General features: G+C 67.7%; 12 protein-coding genes. 5 read left to right on the top strand and 7 right to left on the bottom strand.

All coding sequences use genetic code 11. The features are described from left to right. Positions 1 to 10: 10 nt before the first annotated feature. Positions 11 to 1,363, top strand: a complete 1,353-nt coding sequence (locus FIV02_RS19975; RefSeq protein WP_037051738.1) for a DEAD/DEAH box helicase — start codon at positions 11 to 13, stop codon at positions 1,361 to 1,363. Positions 1,364 to 1,423: 60 nt separating this feature from the next. On the opposite strand, the gene FIV02_RS19970 is transcribed toward FIV02_RS19975, so the two are convergent. The 4 genes from FIV02_RS19970 to FIV02_RS19955 all read right to left on the bottom strand — a co-directional run bounded on the left by FIV02_RS19970 (position 1,424) and on the right by FIV02_RS19955 (position 4,711). Further along, a complete protein-coding gene (locus tag FIV02_RS19970; RefSeq protein WP_037051740.1) occupies positions 1,424 to 1,786 on the bottom strand; it encodes a VOC family protein in 363 nt (120 codons plus the stop codon). Between the two features lie 76 nt (positions 1,787 to 1,862). Then, complete coding sequence (locus FIV02_RS19965; protein WP_037051742.1) at positions 1,863 to 2,312, bottom strand: PAS domain-containing protein; 450 nt, start codon at positions 2,310 to 2,312, stop codon at positions 1,863 to 1,865. A gap of 4 nt (positions 2,313 to 2,316) precedes the next feature. After that, positions 2,317 to 3,318 carry a response regulator gene (locus tag FIV02_RS19960; protein WP_047588407.1) on the bottom strand — a complete coding sequence of 334 codons (1,002 nt, stop codon included), beginning with the start codon at positions 3,316 to 3,318 and terminating at the stop codon, positions 2,317 to 2,319. 157 nt (positions 3,319 to 3,475) lie between these two features. Beyond that, on the bottom strand, positions 3,476 to 4,711 hold the full coding sequence (locus tag FIV02_RS19955; protein WP_152489597.1) for a TIGR03862 family flavoprotein: 1,236 nt from the start codon (positions 4,709 to 4,711) through the stop codon (positions 3,476 to 3,478). Between the two features lie 113 nt (positions 4,712 to 4,824). Here FIV02_RS19955 and FIV02_RS19950 point away from each other — a divergent pair, with 113 nt between their 5' ends. Continuing rightward, complete coding sequence (locus FIV02_RS19950; protein ID WP_152489596.1) at positions 4,825 to 5,958, top strand: aminotransferase class V-fold PLP-dependent enzyme; 1,134 nt, start codon at positions 4,825 to 4,827, stop codon at positions 5,956 to 5,958. A 7-nt stretch (positions 5,959 to 5,965) separates the two neighbouring features. Here FIV02_RS19950 and FIV02_RS19945 read toward each other — a convergent pair whose 3' ends face one another. The 3 genes from FIV02_RS19945 to FIV02_RS19935 all read right to left on the bottom strand — a co-directional run bounded on the left by FIV02_RS19945 (position 5,966) and on the right by FIV02_RS19935 (position 8,991). Then, positions 5,966 to 6,790 carry a bifunctional 2-polyprenyl-6-hydroxyphenol methylase/3-demethylubiquinol 3-O-methyltransferase UbiG gene (locus FIV02_RS19945; RefSeq protein ID WP_152489595.1) on the bottom strand — a complete coding sequence of 275 codons (825 nt, stop codon included), beginning with the start codon at positions 6,788 to 6,790 and terminating at the stop codon, positions 5,966 to 5,968. 77 nt (positions 6,791 to 6,867) lie between these two features. Further along, the gene (locus FIV02_RS19940; protein WP_152490146.1) at positions 6,868 to 7,788 is read right to left on the bottom strand and encodes a histone deacetylase; all 921 of its coding nucleotides are present in this window, start codon (positions 7,786 to 7,788) and stop codon (positions 6,868 to 6,870) included. A 120-nt stretch (positions 7,789 to 7,908) separates the two neighbouring features. After that, positions 7,909 to 8,991: an L-dopachrome tautomerase-related protein gene (locus FIV02_RS19935; protein WP_152489594.1), complete on the bottom strand. Its 1,083-nt coding sequence runs from the start codon at positions 8,989 to 8,991 to the stop codon at positions 7,909 to 7,911. Positions 8,992 to 9,410: 419 nt separating this feature from the next. On the opposite strand from FIV02_RS19935, the gene FIV02_RS19930 reads away from it, so the two are divergent. From FIV02_RS19930 to tesB, 3 genes are all read left to right on the top strand, one after another. After that, positions 9,411 to 9,971: a GNAT family N-acetyltransferase gene (locus FIV02_RS19930; protein WP_037051754.1), complete on the top strand. Its 561-nt coding sequence runs from the start codon at positions 9,411 to 9,413 to the stop codon at positions 9,969 to 9,971. Then, a complete protein-coding gene (locus FIV02_RS19925) occupies positions 9,968 to 11,557 on the top strand; it encodes a SagB/ThcOx family dehydrogenase (RefSeq protein WP_152489593.1) in 1,590 nt (529 codons plus the stop codon). Before FIV02_RS19930 ends, FIV02_RS19925 begins: the two co-directional genes overlap by 4 nt. 146 nt (positions 11,558 to 11,703) lie before the next feature. Then, positions 11,704 to 12,573 (top strand): acyl-CoA thioesterase II, encoded by an 870-nt coding sequence (gene tesB / locus FIV02_RS19920; RefSeq protein ID WP_047591382.1) that lies wholly within the window; start codon positions 11,704 to 11,706, stop codon positions 12,571 to 12,573.

Below are 12,573 nucleotides of genomic sequence, written 5' to 3'. Positions count from 1 at the left end.
TGGTTGCCCCATGACCTTCGCCTCCCTCGGTTTGATCGAGCCGCTGCTGCGTACCCTCACCGAACTCGACTACCAGACCCCGACGCCGGTGCAGAGCCAGGCCATTCCCGCCGTGCTCAAGGGGCGCGACCTGATGGCGGCGGCGCAGACCGGCACCGGCAAGACCGCCGGCTTCGCCCTGCCGTTGCTGCAGCGCCTGACCCTGGAGGGCCCGCAGGTGGCCAGCAACTCGGTACGCGCACTGGTGCTGACGCCGACCCGCGAGCTGGCCGAGCAGGTGCTGCAGAGCTTCCAGGCCTACGGCCAGCATCTGCCGCTGAGCAGCTATGCGGTGTACGGCGGGGTCAGCATCAACCCGCAGATGATGAAGCTGCGCAAGGGCGTCGATGTGCTGGTGGCCACGCCGGGGCGACTGCTCGACCTGTACCGGCAGAACGCGCTGAAATTCACCCAGTTGCAGACCCTGGTGCTGGATGAGGCCGACCGCATGCTCGACCTCGGCTTCGCCCGCGAGCTGGACGAGCTGTTCAGTGCGCTGCCGAAGAAGCGCCAGACCCTGCTGTTCTCCGCCACCTTCTCCGACGCCATCCGGCAGATGGCCGGCGAGTTGCTGCGCGACCCGCTGTCGGTGGAGGTCAGCCCGCGCAACGCCGCGGCCAAGAGCGTCAAGCAGTGGCTGATCCCGGTGGACAAGAAGCGCAAGAGCGAGCTGTTCCTGCACCTGCTCGAGCAGAAGCGCTGGGGCCAGGTGCTGGTGTTCGCCAAGACCCGCAAGGGGGTCGATCAGCTGGAGCAGGAGCTGCTGGCCATGGGCGTGGCGGCCGACTCGATCCATGGCGACAAGCCGCAACCGAGCCGCCTGCGCGCACTGGAGCGCTTCAAGGCCGGCGAGGTGCAGATTCTGGTGGCCACCGACGTGGCTGCACGGGGCCTGGATATCGATGACCTGCCGCTGGTGGTCAACCTCGACCTGCCGATCAATGCCGAGGATTACGTGCACCGCATCGGCCGTACCGGCCGCGCCGGCAGCAGCGGCGAAGCCATTTCCCTGGTCTGTGCCGACGAGGTGGAGCTGCTCGCCGCCATCGAACGGCTGATCCGCCAGGTGCTGCCGCGTCGCGAGGAGGCGGATTTCATCCCCGACCACCGGGTGCCGCAGACCACCATCGATGGCCAGGTGCTGAAAAAGCCGAAGAAGCCCAAGCAGAAGCTGATCCCGGGTGCGGGCGGCGCGGCCAAGAGCGGCGGCAAGGGCAATATCCACCTCGGCCGCTGGTTCGAGGAAGAAGACGCCAAGCCGAAGGCCAAGGCCGTGCGCAAGGTGCCGAGCTTCGGCAGCAAGCCCAAAGGCGGCAAGAAGTAGCGCTCGACGTAGCCCGGACGAAATCCGCGAGACGCGCTCGCGGCTGAAGCGCAATGGCGCTCAGATGTTCTGGCCGATGCGCCAGAGCACGCCGCTGGGGTCGAAGAGCATGAACTCGCGGATGCCCCAGGGCTGGTCCTGAGGCGCAATCAGCCGCGTGTCGAAACGGGTGTCCAGGCGCGCGGCCTGGATCTGCTGCCACCAGGCATCGACGTCCTCCACCAGCAGGTGCATGACGAAGTTCTCCGCCTGCTCCTTCACGTAGAAGTTCTGCAGCAGGAAGGCACAGTGGTCGCCATGGCTGAAGTAGGCCATCTGCTCGTCCGACCAGGCCAGCCGAAAGCCCAGGGCCTGGTAGAAGTCCAGGCTGAGGGCGAAGTCCCGTGCCGGGACGAAGGTCTTCAGTTCGACGCTGCGTAGCATGCCAGTCTCTTCGCGTGGGTGAGGGGCGGGCGAGGCGAAGCCTGTGCACCGCTGGCGGGCCAGGCCTGGCTGCATTCTACCCGGGCTGGGCAGGGCTGGCTTGCGCCTGGGCCGCCACGGCCGCTGCGGTCATGTCGTAGATCACCAGGCACACATGCTCCACCGGCTGTCCGGCCAACGGCAGCACGGTGACGTTCTGGTACATGAAGTCGGCCTGGCCGGTGATCGGCTGGTAGCTCTTGAAACGCATCAGGTAGGGGCGTTGCTGCCACAGGCTGAAGGCGCGGGTGCCGAGCTGCACCACGCTTTCCACCTTGCGTTCCAGCCAGGCGCGGTCGATGTCGGGGAACAGCTCGAACAGCGAGCGCCCCTGCACCTGGTCCGGCCCCAGCCCGGAGTGGTTCTCCATGAAGGCGTTCCACACCTCCACATGGTACTGGCGGTCGAGCACCACCACGCCGACGTCGATGCACTGCACGATGTCGAGCAGCCAGTGAACTTCCTTGATATCGATCTGCGCAGGCATCGCTTCACTCCATCAGGTAGCCGATCTTGCCGGTCAGGCGTTTGATCGAGTCTTCGGTGAACAACAGCAGCAGGTCGAAATGGATGGCATGGCCCTCCAGGCTGTAGCTGATTTCCACGGCCAGGGTCTTGCGCCAGCGCTGGCGGTTGATCTGGATGAGCTGGTCGAGGCTGGCGTGCTGGCCGAGCAGTTGCGGATGGCCCTGGGAGAAGCGCAGGTCGAGCTGTTCGGCGATGCCGGCGAGGCAGGCACCGGTCAGGATGCTGGCCAGGTCCAGCAGCATCTCCGAGGTCTGCGCCTCGTTCTCCGGCTGCCAGCCGAGCAGGCGCGCCATGTCGTCCACTTCCGAATCATGGAACAGCAGCAGCGCCTCGCCGGCGATCGCTTCGCCGATGAAGCCCTGGCAGATGGCGCTGAAGCGTTCGCCGCGCTGGGCGTCGAGCAGGGTCATGTGCAGTTCGCTGACCTCGAAGATGTTCACCTGCGGCACTGGCAGCTGCACGAACACCCCGAGCACCTTGGCCAGCAGGGCGGCGGCGCGGCCCATGGCGACGTTGCTCACCTCGCGCAGGGCGTCGCGGAAGCTGACTTTCAGCTCCGACAGGGCCGCCGCCTGGGCCTGCGCCGTCGCACTGCCCCGAGGGTCGAACAGGCCCAGCTCGATCAGCGTCTGGCGCAGGATCGCGGGGTCGGCGGGCTTCTTGATGAAGGCCAGGGCGCCCAGCTCGCGGACGCGGCGCAGCGCCTCTTCCTGCACGTCGCCGGACACCACGATGACCTGGCTGGTCAGGCCTTCGGCCCGCAGCGCCGCCAGCGTCTGGTAGCCATCGAGCACGGGCATGGTCAGGTCGAGCAGCATGACCTGCCCCTGGCCCTGACGGATCAGCGCCAGGGCTTCCTCGCCATTGGCGGCCTGGCTGAGGGTGACCGGCCATTCCGCCGGCAGGGCGCGGATCAGCTGCTTGCGCGCCATGTTGGAGTCGTCGCAGACCAGCAAAGGGATCACGGCGGGGGATTACCTGTGTGGGGAGCGCTGACACTCAGCATAGACGCATGCCGTTGCGCATGCCCCGGCATTGCCAGCTTGACGGGCGAATTCGTTCGCCGACGTGCGTAGAGCGGGTGCAACCCGCCGCCCGGACAGGGCAGGCGTGCTCCCGCCACTAGGGTTTCAGCCAGTTCAGCAGGCCGTGCGCGGCCACCCGGCCGCTGGCGAAGCAGGCAGTGAGCAGGTAGCCGCCGGTGGGGGCTTCCCAGTCGAGCATTTCACCGGCGCAGAACACGCCGGGCATGGCCTTGAGCATCAGGCCGGCGTCCAGTGCCTCGAACGGCACGCCACCGGCGCTGCTGATCGCCTCGTCCAGCGGTCGGGTGCGCAGCAGGGTGATCGGCAGCGCCTTGATCCACGGCGCCAGCGCAGCGGGCTCTGCGAAGGCTGCGGCGGGCGCCAGCTCACGCAGCAGCGCGGCCTTGACGCCGTCCAGCCCGGCCTGGCGGTGCAGGTGCTTGGCCATGGAATGCTTGCCGCGGGGCTTGCCCAGCGCCTGTTGCAGCCTGGCCAGGGGCATCTGCGGCAGCAGGTCGAGGTGGACCACGGCCTGGCCGTCGGTTTCGATGGCGCGGCGGATCGCGGCGGAGAAGGCATACACCAGGCTGCCCTCGATGCCACCGGCGGTGAGCACGAACTCACCGATGCGCGCGTCTTCGCCAGTCAGGCCGAGGGCTACGTTCTTCAGCGGCGCGCCGGCGAAGCGGGTCCGCAGGTGCTCGCTCCAGGCCGCGACCTCGAAACCGCAATTGCTCGGCTTGAGTGCCGCCACCTCGATGCCACGCGCCTGCAGCAGGCGGGTCCAGGCGCCGTCGGAACCCAGGCGTGCCCAGCTGCCGCCGCCGAGGGCGAGCAGGCAGGCAGCGGCGGCCAGCGCGCGCTCGCCATCCGCTCCGGCGATGCGCAGGCTGCCATCATCGTTCCAGCCCAGCCAGCGGCTGCGCGTATGGATGCTCACGCCCAGGTCGCGCAGGCGGCGCAGCCAGGCGCGCAGCAGCGGCGCCGCCTTCATGTCGCTGGGGAACACGCGGCCGGAGGTGCCGACGAAGGTGTCGATGCCCAGGCCGTGAATCCACTCGCGCAGGGCGTCGGCGTCGAAGTCGGCGAGCAGCGTCGCGACCTCGGCCTGGCGCTCGCCGTAACGGCCGATGAAGGCGTCCCTGGGCTCGGAATGGGTGATGTTCATGCCACCCACTCCAGCCAGGAGGAACTTGCGTCCCACCGAGGGCATGGCGTCGAACAGCTCCACGCGCACGCCGCCCTGGGCCAGCACTTCGGCGGCCATCAGCCCGGCAGGGCCGCCGCCGATGATGGCGACGTGGTGAGCGGTAGGGGCAATGGCGGTGGTCATGGCACAAGGACGATCGGCAGGTGGCTGCGCATTCTACCCGAGAGCTCCCCGGCCTTGTCATTTGCCCAGGCTTAGGGCAGGTTCTGCTCGAACCTTTTCGGCTGGAGTCCGTTATGTCCCATATCTGCCCCGACATCGATCCCGATGGCCTGATCGAATATTCGGTGGTCTACACCGACCGCTCGCTGAACCACATGTCGCAGTCGTTCCAGGGCGTGATGCGCGACATCTCCAGCACCCTGAAGCAGGTCTACAACGCACATGCGGTGGCGGTGGTGCCCGGCAGTGGCACCTTCGGCATGGAGGCCGTGGCACGGCAGCTGGCGACGGAGCAGAAGTGCCTGGTGCTGCGCAACGGTTGGTTCAGCTACCGCTGGACGCAGATCTTCGACATGGGCCGCATTCCCGCCGAGGCGCTGGTGCTCAAGGCGCGCCCGGTTGCCGACGGCCCGCAGGCCGCCTTCGCCCCGGCGCCGCTGGACGAGGTGCTGGCGACCATCGCCGCGGATAAACCGCAGGTGGTGTTCGCTCCGCACGTGGAAACCTCCTCGGGGATGATCCTGCCGGACGACTACCTGCGCGCGGTGAGTGATGCCGTGCACGCCGTCGGCGGCCTGTTCGTGCTCGACTGCATCGCCTCCGGCACCCTCTGGGTGGACATGCAGGCCTGTGGCATCGACGTGCTGATCAGCGCCCCGCAGAAGGGCTGGAGCGCGTCGCCGTGCTGCGCCCTGGTGATGCTCAGCGAGGCCGCCCAGGCGCGCGTCGAGGCCACCCAGAGCACGAGTTTCGCCTGTGACCTGAAGAAGTGGCTGCAGATCATGCAGGCCTACGAGCAGGGCGGTCACGCCTACCACGCCACCATGCCCAGCGACGCCCTGGCGCGCTTCCGTGATGCCATGCTGGAGGCCAAGGCCATCGGTTTCGCCAGCGTGCGCGAGCAGCAACAGGCACTCGGTGACCGCGTGCGCGCCATGCTCGCCGGGCGTGGTTTCAAGAGTGTCGCGGCCAAGGGCTTCGAGGCGCCCGGCGTGGTGGTCTGCTACACCGACGATGCGCAGATCAAGAACGGCGCCAAGTTCGCTGCCGTCGGCCTGCAGATCGCCGCGGGCGTGCCACTGCAATGCGATGAGCCGGCGGACTTCCAGACCTTCCGCCTGGGCCTGTTCGGGCTGGACAAGCTGGGCAACGTCGAGCGCAGCGTGGCAACCCTGGAACAGGCGCTGGACAAGGTGCTGGCGCCCTGAAGCACGCTCAGGAGCGTTTCACCGCCTGCAGCGTGTAGCTCATCGGCAGGCGCTCCGGCCGCGTCTGCAGGCGCCACTCACCGTCAGCGCCGCGCACCATCTGCCCTGGCAGCGCCTCCCAGGGCACACTGTCGTGCTCTTGCAGTGCGCTCAGCAGCATGCCGTGGCGCAGCAGGGCCGAGATGATCTCGCCCAGGCCGTGGTTCCACTCGTGGGTCACGGTCGCCGTCAGCGGCGCCGTGGTCTGCACATAGGTCTGCGCGTCGTCCCAGACCAGCGGCTCACGGTGTTCGAAGTACGGATGGACGATGCGCAACTCACCTTCGCAGGTCTCGTCGAGGCTCAGCAGAACGGGGTGCGCCTCGCGCAGGAAGAGTCGCCCACCCGGCTTGAGCAGCGCGGCCACGTTGGCGGCCCAGTCGTCGATGCGTGGCAGCCAGTTGAGCGCGCCGATGCCCGTGTAGACCAGGTCGTAGCGCTGCTCGCCGAGCACCTGCGCGGCGTCGTAGACCGGGGCCTCGACGAAGCGGATAGGCTGGTTGCAGGCGCTGGCCAGCTGCCGTGCCTGCGCCAGCGACGCATCGGAAAAATCCAGGCCGGTAAGCTCGGCGCCCAGGCGCGCCAGTGACAGGGTGTCGGTGCCGATGTGGCATTGCAGGTGAACCGCCTGCAGCCCGCTGATATCGCCGAGGCGAGGACGGTCGAAGCGCACCACGTCGGACAGGTGCTCGGCCGTGTCGATGAACTGCTGCGCCTGGTACTCGGGGGAGGCCGCATGCAGGGCGGCGCGGCCGTTCCAGTTGGCCTTGTTCAGCGCGAATGAATCATCCATGAGGTGTTCTCCTTGAGGGCAACGGCGGATTATGCCGATGCCATGGCCGAATCGATAGCGCTGTTCGCGTTTGTCGCTCAGCCCAGCCCGCGCGCGGCCCACACGTGCGCCGCGCTGTGGTGGAGGACGCCATGGCGGCGGGCGAGGGCGGGCAGGTCCTTCGAGTAGCCGCCGCCGATCACCCCCAGCACCGGGATGTCACGGCCCAGGCAATGATCCAGCACGGCTTCGTCACGGGCCGCCAGGCCGGCGTCGGTGAGGTGCAGGTAGCCCAGGGCGTCGTCCTTGTGCACGTCGACACCGGCGTCGTAGAGCACCAGGTCCGGCTGGTAGATCGGCAGCAGGTAGTTGAGCGTGTCGTCGACCACCTTGAGGTAGTCGGCGTCGCCCATGCCGCGTGGCAGGGGGATGTCCCAGTCGCTGCGTGCCTTGCGTGCCGGGAAGTTCTGCTCGCAGTGCAGGGACACGGTGATCGCCTCCGGCTCGTCTTCCAGCAGGCGCGCGGTGCCGTCGCCCTGATGCACGTCGCAGTCGAAGATCAGCACCCGCTGCACGCGTCCTGCCGCGAGCAGGTAGCGGGCGATCACCGCCAGGTCGTTGAAGATGCAGAAGCCCGAGGGGAAGTCGTAGTGCGCGTGGTGCGTGCCTCCGGCCAGGTGGCAGGCCAGGCCATGCCGCAGTGCCAGTTCGGCGGTCAGCAGCGAGCCGCCCACGGCGCGCACGGTACGCCGCGCCAGGGCGTCGCTCCAGGGCAGGCCGAGGCGGCGCTGATCCTCCGGCGCCAGCTCGCCGGCCATGTAGCGGGCGATGTAGTCCGGGCAGTGCACCAGGGCCAGGATCTCCGCCGGGCACAGCTCGGGGCGCAGCAGTTCGGCATCCGTGGTCAGGCCGCTGGCGACCAGGTGATCGCGCAGCAGGCGGAATTTCTCCATGGGGAAGCGGTGCCCGGCCGGGAAGGGCGGGCTGTAGTCCTCGTGGTAGACCAGCGGCAGCGGCATAGGCTCAGTGCTCATCGAATCGATGGCATATGGTCGCAGCCAATCGAGGCGATCGCCATGCCCCTGTTTGACAGCGGCTGCGGAGGACCGCTGCCAGGGCGTGGATGATTCGGCGGCGGCTTATTTCCCCGGCCACACGCGCATCACGCGATACGGCGGTTTGCCGCTATCGCTGCCCCCGCTGAAGGCCGGGGTTCTGTACAGCTGATTGACCGAGATGTACAGCCAGCCGTCGTGACCTACATGCACGCTGTCCGGCCAGTCCAGTCGCGCGTCGCGCACCAGTGGCTCGAGTGTGCCATCGCTATCGAGCCGGTCGATGCCATTGTCGTTGAGGTTGGTGAAGAAGTGCCGGCCCTTGGCGTCGGTAGCGGCGCCATCGGAAACGGGCTTGGCTCCGACTCGCTGGATGGCCGCCGCGATCTGCTCGTCGCTGGCGCCGTCACGCAGCAGCTCGCTGGGCAGCGAGTACCAGGTCTTGCCGTTCATGGCGCCGAAGTACAGGGTGGCGTGGTCGGCCGACAGGGTGATTGGGTTGACCGCCACGTTGGCGGGCTTGCCCTGGAACTGGATCGGCACGCCGCCGATGACCATCCTGGCGTCGGGCTCGGCCTGCAACGCAGCATGGCCGCTGAAGCGCCGCGCCTTGCCGCTGCTGATTTCGACGGCGATCAGGCCGGGGTTGGCGATGTCCGCCAGGTAGATCCAGCCAGCGTCGTCGTCGACGGCCAGGTCCTGGATGAAGCTGCCTTTGGGGGCGACATCGGCGGGCAGTTCGATGCGATACAGCTCGCTGCCCGTGGCGACATCGAAGCCCCACAGACGTGTCTTGCCCAGGTTCAGGCCCATGTCCGTTATCCACAGGCGGTTCTTGCCATCGATGGCGATGCCCAGCGGCGTATCGATCTGCGCATCGTTGGCAGCGGCGGTACCGCGTTGCAGCGTGCTGCTGGGCCAGGGCTTGTAGCTGTCGCGGCCGGTGATTTCGATCAGTTGAGCGGCAGCCGGCGCGCCCAGGGGATGGACCGTGGCAAACACCCGGTCGTCCGCGCTGGGGGCGACGTTGCCGGGGCGGATCGGCAGTTCGGCGACCACTTCCAGGTCGCCGACCTGGGCGGCAAGGGCCGAGTTGGCGAAGGCTATGGAAAGCGCCAGCAGGGAGGCGCTGGCGGCCCGGCGGATGGGGCGAGAAAGAGAGGTCATTACAGGTTTCCTGTTGTGCGCTGGGACAGGCGAATGCGCTACACGAGCGTTATCCGTCGTTGCGGCTGCCCCGCTGATCGATGGCGACGAATGTTCGCCCTGAAGCCGGCAGGCAGTGAGGATCAGTCTGGCTTTATCGGCAAAGGCGAAAAAGACGGGCTGCGTTGAACCTCTTTCAATCTGCGCGAGAAAGTCGTCACGCCACGCAGAACCGCATCACCACGACATGCAGCACGTGCGGCGGCCGCAGGGCGAGGGACTGCGCTGGAGACTGTCCGCGACGCCGCCACCCGGCGATCGTGCCGGCGGCATTTCTCCATGGGCAGACAATGCCTGGCGCGAAGGGTGTGATCCAGGCGGCATACAATGAGTGTCCAGCGAGTCGACGCTATCTGCTCGCCGCCAATCGAGAAACTGTCATGCCCCTGATCGAAACCGCTACCGAACGCCTGCTGCTGCGCGCCTGGCGCGACAGTGACCTGCCGGCGCTGGCCGCACTCAATGCCGATGCCGAGGTGATGCGCCATTTCCCTTCGCCGCTGGATGCCGAGCAGAGCGCCCAGATGCTGGCGCGCATGCGCGAGCACCTCGATGAGCATGGGTTCGGCTTCTGGGCGCTGCAGCGGCGTGACAGCGGGGAGCTGATCGGGGTTACCGGCCTGGCGCGGGTCAGCTTCGCCGCGCCGTTCGTGCCGGCCGTCGAGATCGGCTGGCGCCTGGCGCGGGCGCACTGGCGCCAGGGCTATGCCCGCGAGGCGGCCTGTGCCGCGCTGGCCGTGGCCTTCGAACAGCTGGGGCTGGACCAGGTGGTGAGCTTTACCGTGCCGGCCAATCTGCCGTCGCAGGCGGTGATGCGCTCGATCGGCATGCAGCGTGACGAGGCCGGGGACTTCCTCCATCCGAAGCTGCCGGATGGCCACCCGCTGCAGCCCCATGTGCTCTATCGCATCCGCCGTGCGCAGTGGGAGGCGCAGCGATGAACGATGTGCTCGCCTATCACCAGCTCAGCAAGCATGCCCCGGAGCGTTTCGCACCCGGTCCGGGACAGCTGGACTGGGCCACCCAGCCGGCGCCGTTTCGCCGCTATGACGGTGCCCGGCTGATCGCGCTGTACCACCGTCCGCTGGAGGAGAGCCCGGCGTACGACCTGGCATTCGCCGGCGTGCAGGCGCCGCCCGCGCCGCTGGATCGCGCCAGCGTCTCGCAGCTGCTGTACGACAGCCTGGCCATTTCCGCCTGGAAGGAGGCCGGCGGCAATCGCTGGGCGCTGCGGGTCAACCCGTCGTCCGGCAACCTGCACCCGACCGAGGCCTACTTGCTGCTGCCGGCCGGTGCCGTCGATGCGCACGCTGTGCTGGCGCACTACGCGCCCGACCAGCACGCGCTGGAGGTGCGCAGCGAGCTGCCAGCGGCGGTTGCCGAGCAACTGGCCAGCAGCCTGCCGGCCGGCGGCTTTCTCCTCGGCCTGAGCAGCATCGCCTGGCGCGAGGCCTGGAAGTATGGCGAGCGCGCCTATCGCTACTGCCAGCATGATCTCGGCCATGCCCTGGCGGCGCTGGCCATCGCCGCCAGCGTGCAGGGCTGGCAGGTGCGCCTGCTGCATGGCGTGGCCGAAGCGCGCCTGGATGCGCTGCTGGGGCTGGATGACGAAGGCTTTCACGAGGCCGAGCACGGCGATTGCCTGTTGTGGATCGGCCCGGCGCAGACGCGGGAGTTCGCCCTGCCCGAGGCCTTGCTGAGCGCGCTGGCGCACCTGCAGCGTTGTGGCACGCCCAACCGCCTGTCACGCGACTACCGCCACTGGCCCGAATTGCAGCGGGTGCAGGGACTCTGCCGGGCACCGGCGCGTCCGCGCGCCTCGTGGAGTTCGGCGCCGGCCAGTGTGCATGGCGAGAATCCGGGGTTGCCTCTGCGGCCGATCCTGCACCGTCGGCGCAGTGCGCAGAGCATGGATGGGCGTAGCGGCATCCAGGCCGGGTTGCTGCTGGCCTGGCTGCGCCGCCTGATGCCTGCGCAATCGCCGGTGCCGTTCGCCGTGACCGGCGAGCCGAGCGAGGTCGACCTGCTGCTGTTCGTCCATCGCGTGCAGGGGCTGGCCCCCGGTCTGTACTGGCTGGATCGCAGCGGCAGCGGGGTGCAGCCGCTGCGCCAGGACTACCTGTGGCAGCGGGTCGATGACGAACTGCCGCTGTACCGCCTGCTCGAAGGCGACGCCCGTGGCCTGGCGGGCTTTCTCAGTTGCGGCCAGGACATCGCCGCCGACGGCTGCGTGGCCTTGGCCATGCTGGCGCGGGTGGAGCGCGCCGTTGCCAATGGCAACTGGCGTTATCCCAGGCTCTACTGGGAATGTGGTCTGATCGGCCAGTTGCTCTATCTGGAGGCCGAGGCGGCGGGGCTTTCCGGGACGGGGATTGGCTGCTATTTCGACGACGCTCTTCGCGAATTGCTCGGAGATACCGACAACGGCTGGCAAAGCCTTTACCATTTCACCCTCGGCCGCGCCGTGTGGGATGAACGCCTGACGTCCCTGCCGGCCTATTCTCAACCGCGACTAGCAGACCATTGAAAAACCTGGGCAAGACAAGGCAGAAACGGCTGAAAAGCGCAGTTTGGTTGGACTGAACGAGCATTTTCTGGGTGTTTTCAACGCCGTATTGCCAACGCAGGTAGTTTTGCAATGGTCCGTAACCCCCCTGCATGAGGAGACACTCCATGACCCAGGTGCTCGACGATCTGGTCGCGCTGCTCAGCCTGGAGCAGATCGAGGAAAACCTGTTCCGTGGCCGCAGCCAGGATCTGGGATTCCGCCAGCTGTTCGGTGGCCAGGTGCTCGGCCAGTGCATTTCCGCTGCCAGCCAGACGGTCGAGGAAGCGCGCCACGTGCATTCCATGCACGGCTATTTCCTGCGCCCCGGGGATGCCAGCCTGCCGGTGGTCTACCAGGTCGAACGCACCCGTGACGGCGGCAGTTTCAGCACCCGGCGCGTGGTGGCGGTGCAGAAGGGCAAGCCGATCTTCTTCTGCAGTGCCTCCTTCCAGTACGACGAGGAAGGCTTTCACCACCAGAGCCAGATGCCCGATGTGCCGGGCCCGGAAGACCTGAAGTCGGAGACCGAACTGGCGCGCATGGTGGCCTCGATGATTCCCGAGCGCCTGCGTGAACGGGCGATCAGCGACAAGCCCATCGAGATTCGCCCGGTCACCCTGATCAACCCCTTTGCCCCGCAGCCCTGCGAACCGGTCAAGTACGTGTGGTTCCGCGCCGCTGGCGAATTGCCGGCCGACCCGCAGTTGCACAAGTACCTGCTGTCCTACGCCAGCGACTTCAACCTGCTCACCACGTCCATGCAGCCCCACGGCGTGTCGGTGTTCCAGAAGTTCATGCAGGTGGCCAGCCTCGACCACTCGCTGTGGTTCCATCGCGACCTGCGCATGGACGACTGGCTGCTGTACGCCATGGACAGCCCCTGGGCCGGCAATGCGCGCGGTTTCTCCCGCGCCAGCATCTACAACCGCCAGGGCGAGCTGGTGGCCTCGGCCGCGCAGGAAGGCCTGACCCGTGTGCGCGAGGACTGGAAATGA

Source organism: Pseudomonas sp. THAF187a (assembly GCF_009363395.1).
Lineage (GTDB): Bacteria > Pseudomonadota > Gammaproteobacteria > Pseudomonadales > Pseudomonadaceae > Aquipseudomonas > Aquipseudomonas khazarica.
Note: the sequence above shows the minus strand (reverse complement) of the source record. Positions and strands in the feature narration are given on the sequence as shown.

Bases quoted from the DNA above. Each gene is read 5' to 3' on its own strand.
- FIV02_RS19970 (WP_037051740.1), bottom strand. From the start codon at position 1,786: ATGCTACGCAGCGTCGAACTGAAGACCTTCGTCCCGGCACGGGACTTC.
- FIV02_RS19950 (WP_152489596.1), top strand. From the start codon at position 4,825: ATGTCCCATATCTGCCCCGACATCGATCCCGATGGCCTGATCGAATAT.
- FIV02_RS19925 (WP_152489593.1), top strand. From the start codon at position 9,968: ATGAACGATGTGCTCGCCTATCACCAGCTCAGCAAGCATGCCCCGGAG.
- FIV02_RS19940 (WP_152490146.1), bottom strand. From the start codon at position 7,788: ATGCCGCTGCCGCTGGTCTACCACGAGGACTACAGCCCGCCCTTCCCG.
- FIV02_RS19945 (WP_152489595.1), bottom strand. From the start codon at position 6,790: ATGGATGATTCATTCGCGCTGAACAAGGCCAACTGGAACGGCCGCGCC.
- FIV02_RS19975 (WP_037051738.1), top strand. From the start codon at position 11: ATGACCTTCGCCTCCCTCGGTTTGATCGAGCCGCTGCTGCGTACCCTC.
- FIV02_RS19955 (WP_152489597.1), bottom strand. From the start codon at position 4,711: ATGACCACCGCCATTGCCCCTACCGCTCACCACGTCGCCATCATCGGC.
- FIV02_RS19965 (WP_037051742.1), bottom strand. From the start codon at position 2,312: ATGCCTGCGCAGATCGATATCAAGGAAGTTCACTGGCTGCTCGACATC.
- tesB (WP_047591382.1), top strand. From the start codon at position 11,704: ATGACCCAGGTGCTCGACGATCTGGTCGCGCTGCTCAGCCTGGAGCAG.
- FIV02_RS19935 (WP_152489594.1), bottom strand. From the start codon at position 8,991: ATGACCTCTCTTTCTCGCCCCATCCGCCGGGCCGCCAGCGCCTCCCTG.
- FIV02_RS19930 (WP_037051754.1), top strand. From the start codon at position 9,411: ATGCCCCTGATCGAAACCGCTACCGAACGCCTGCTGCTGCGCGCCTGG.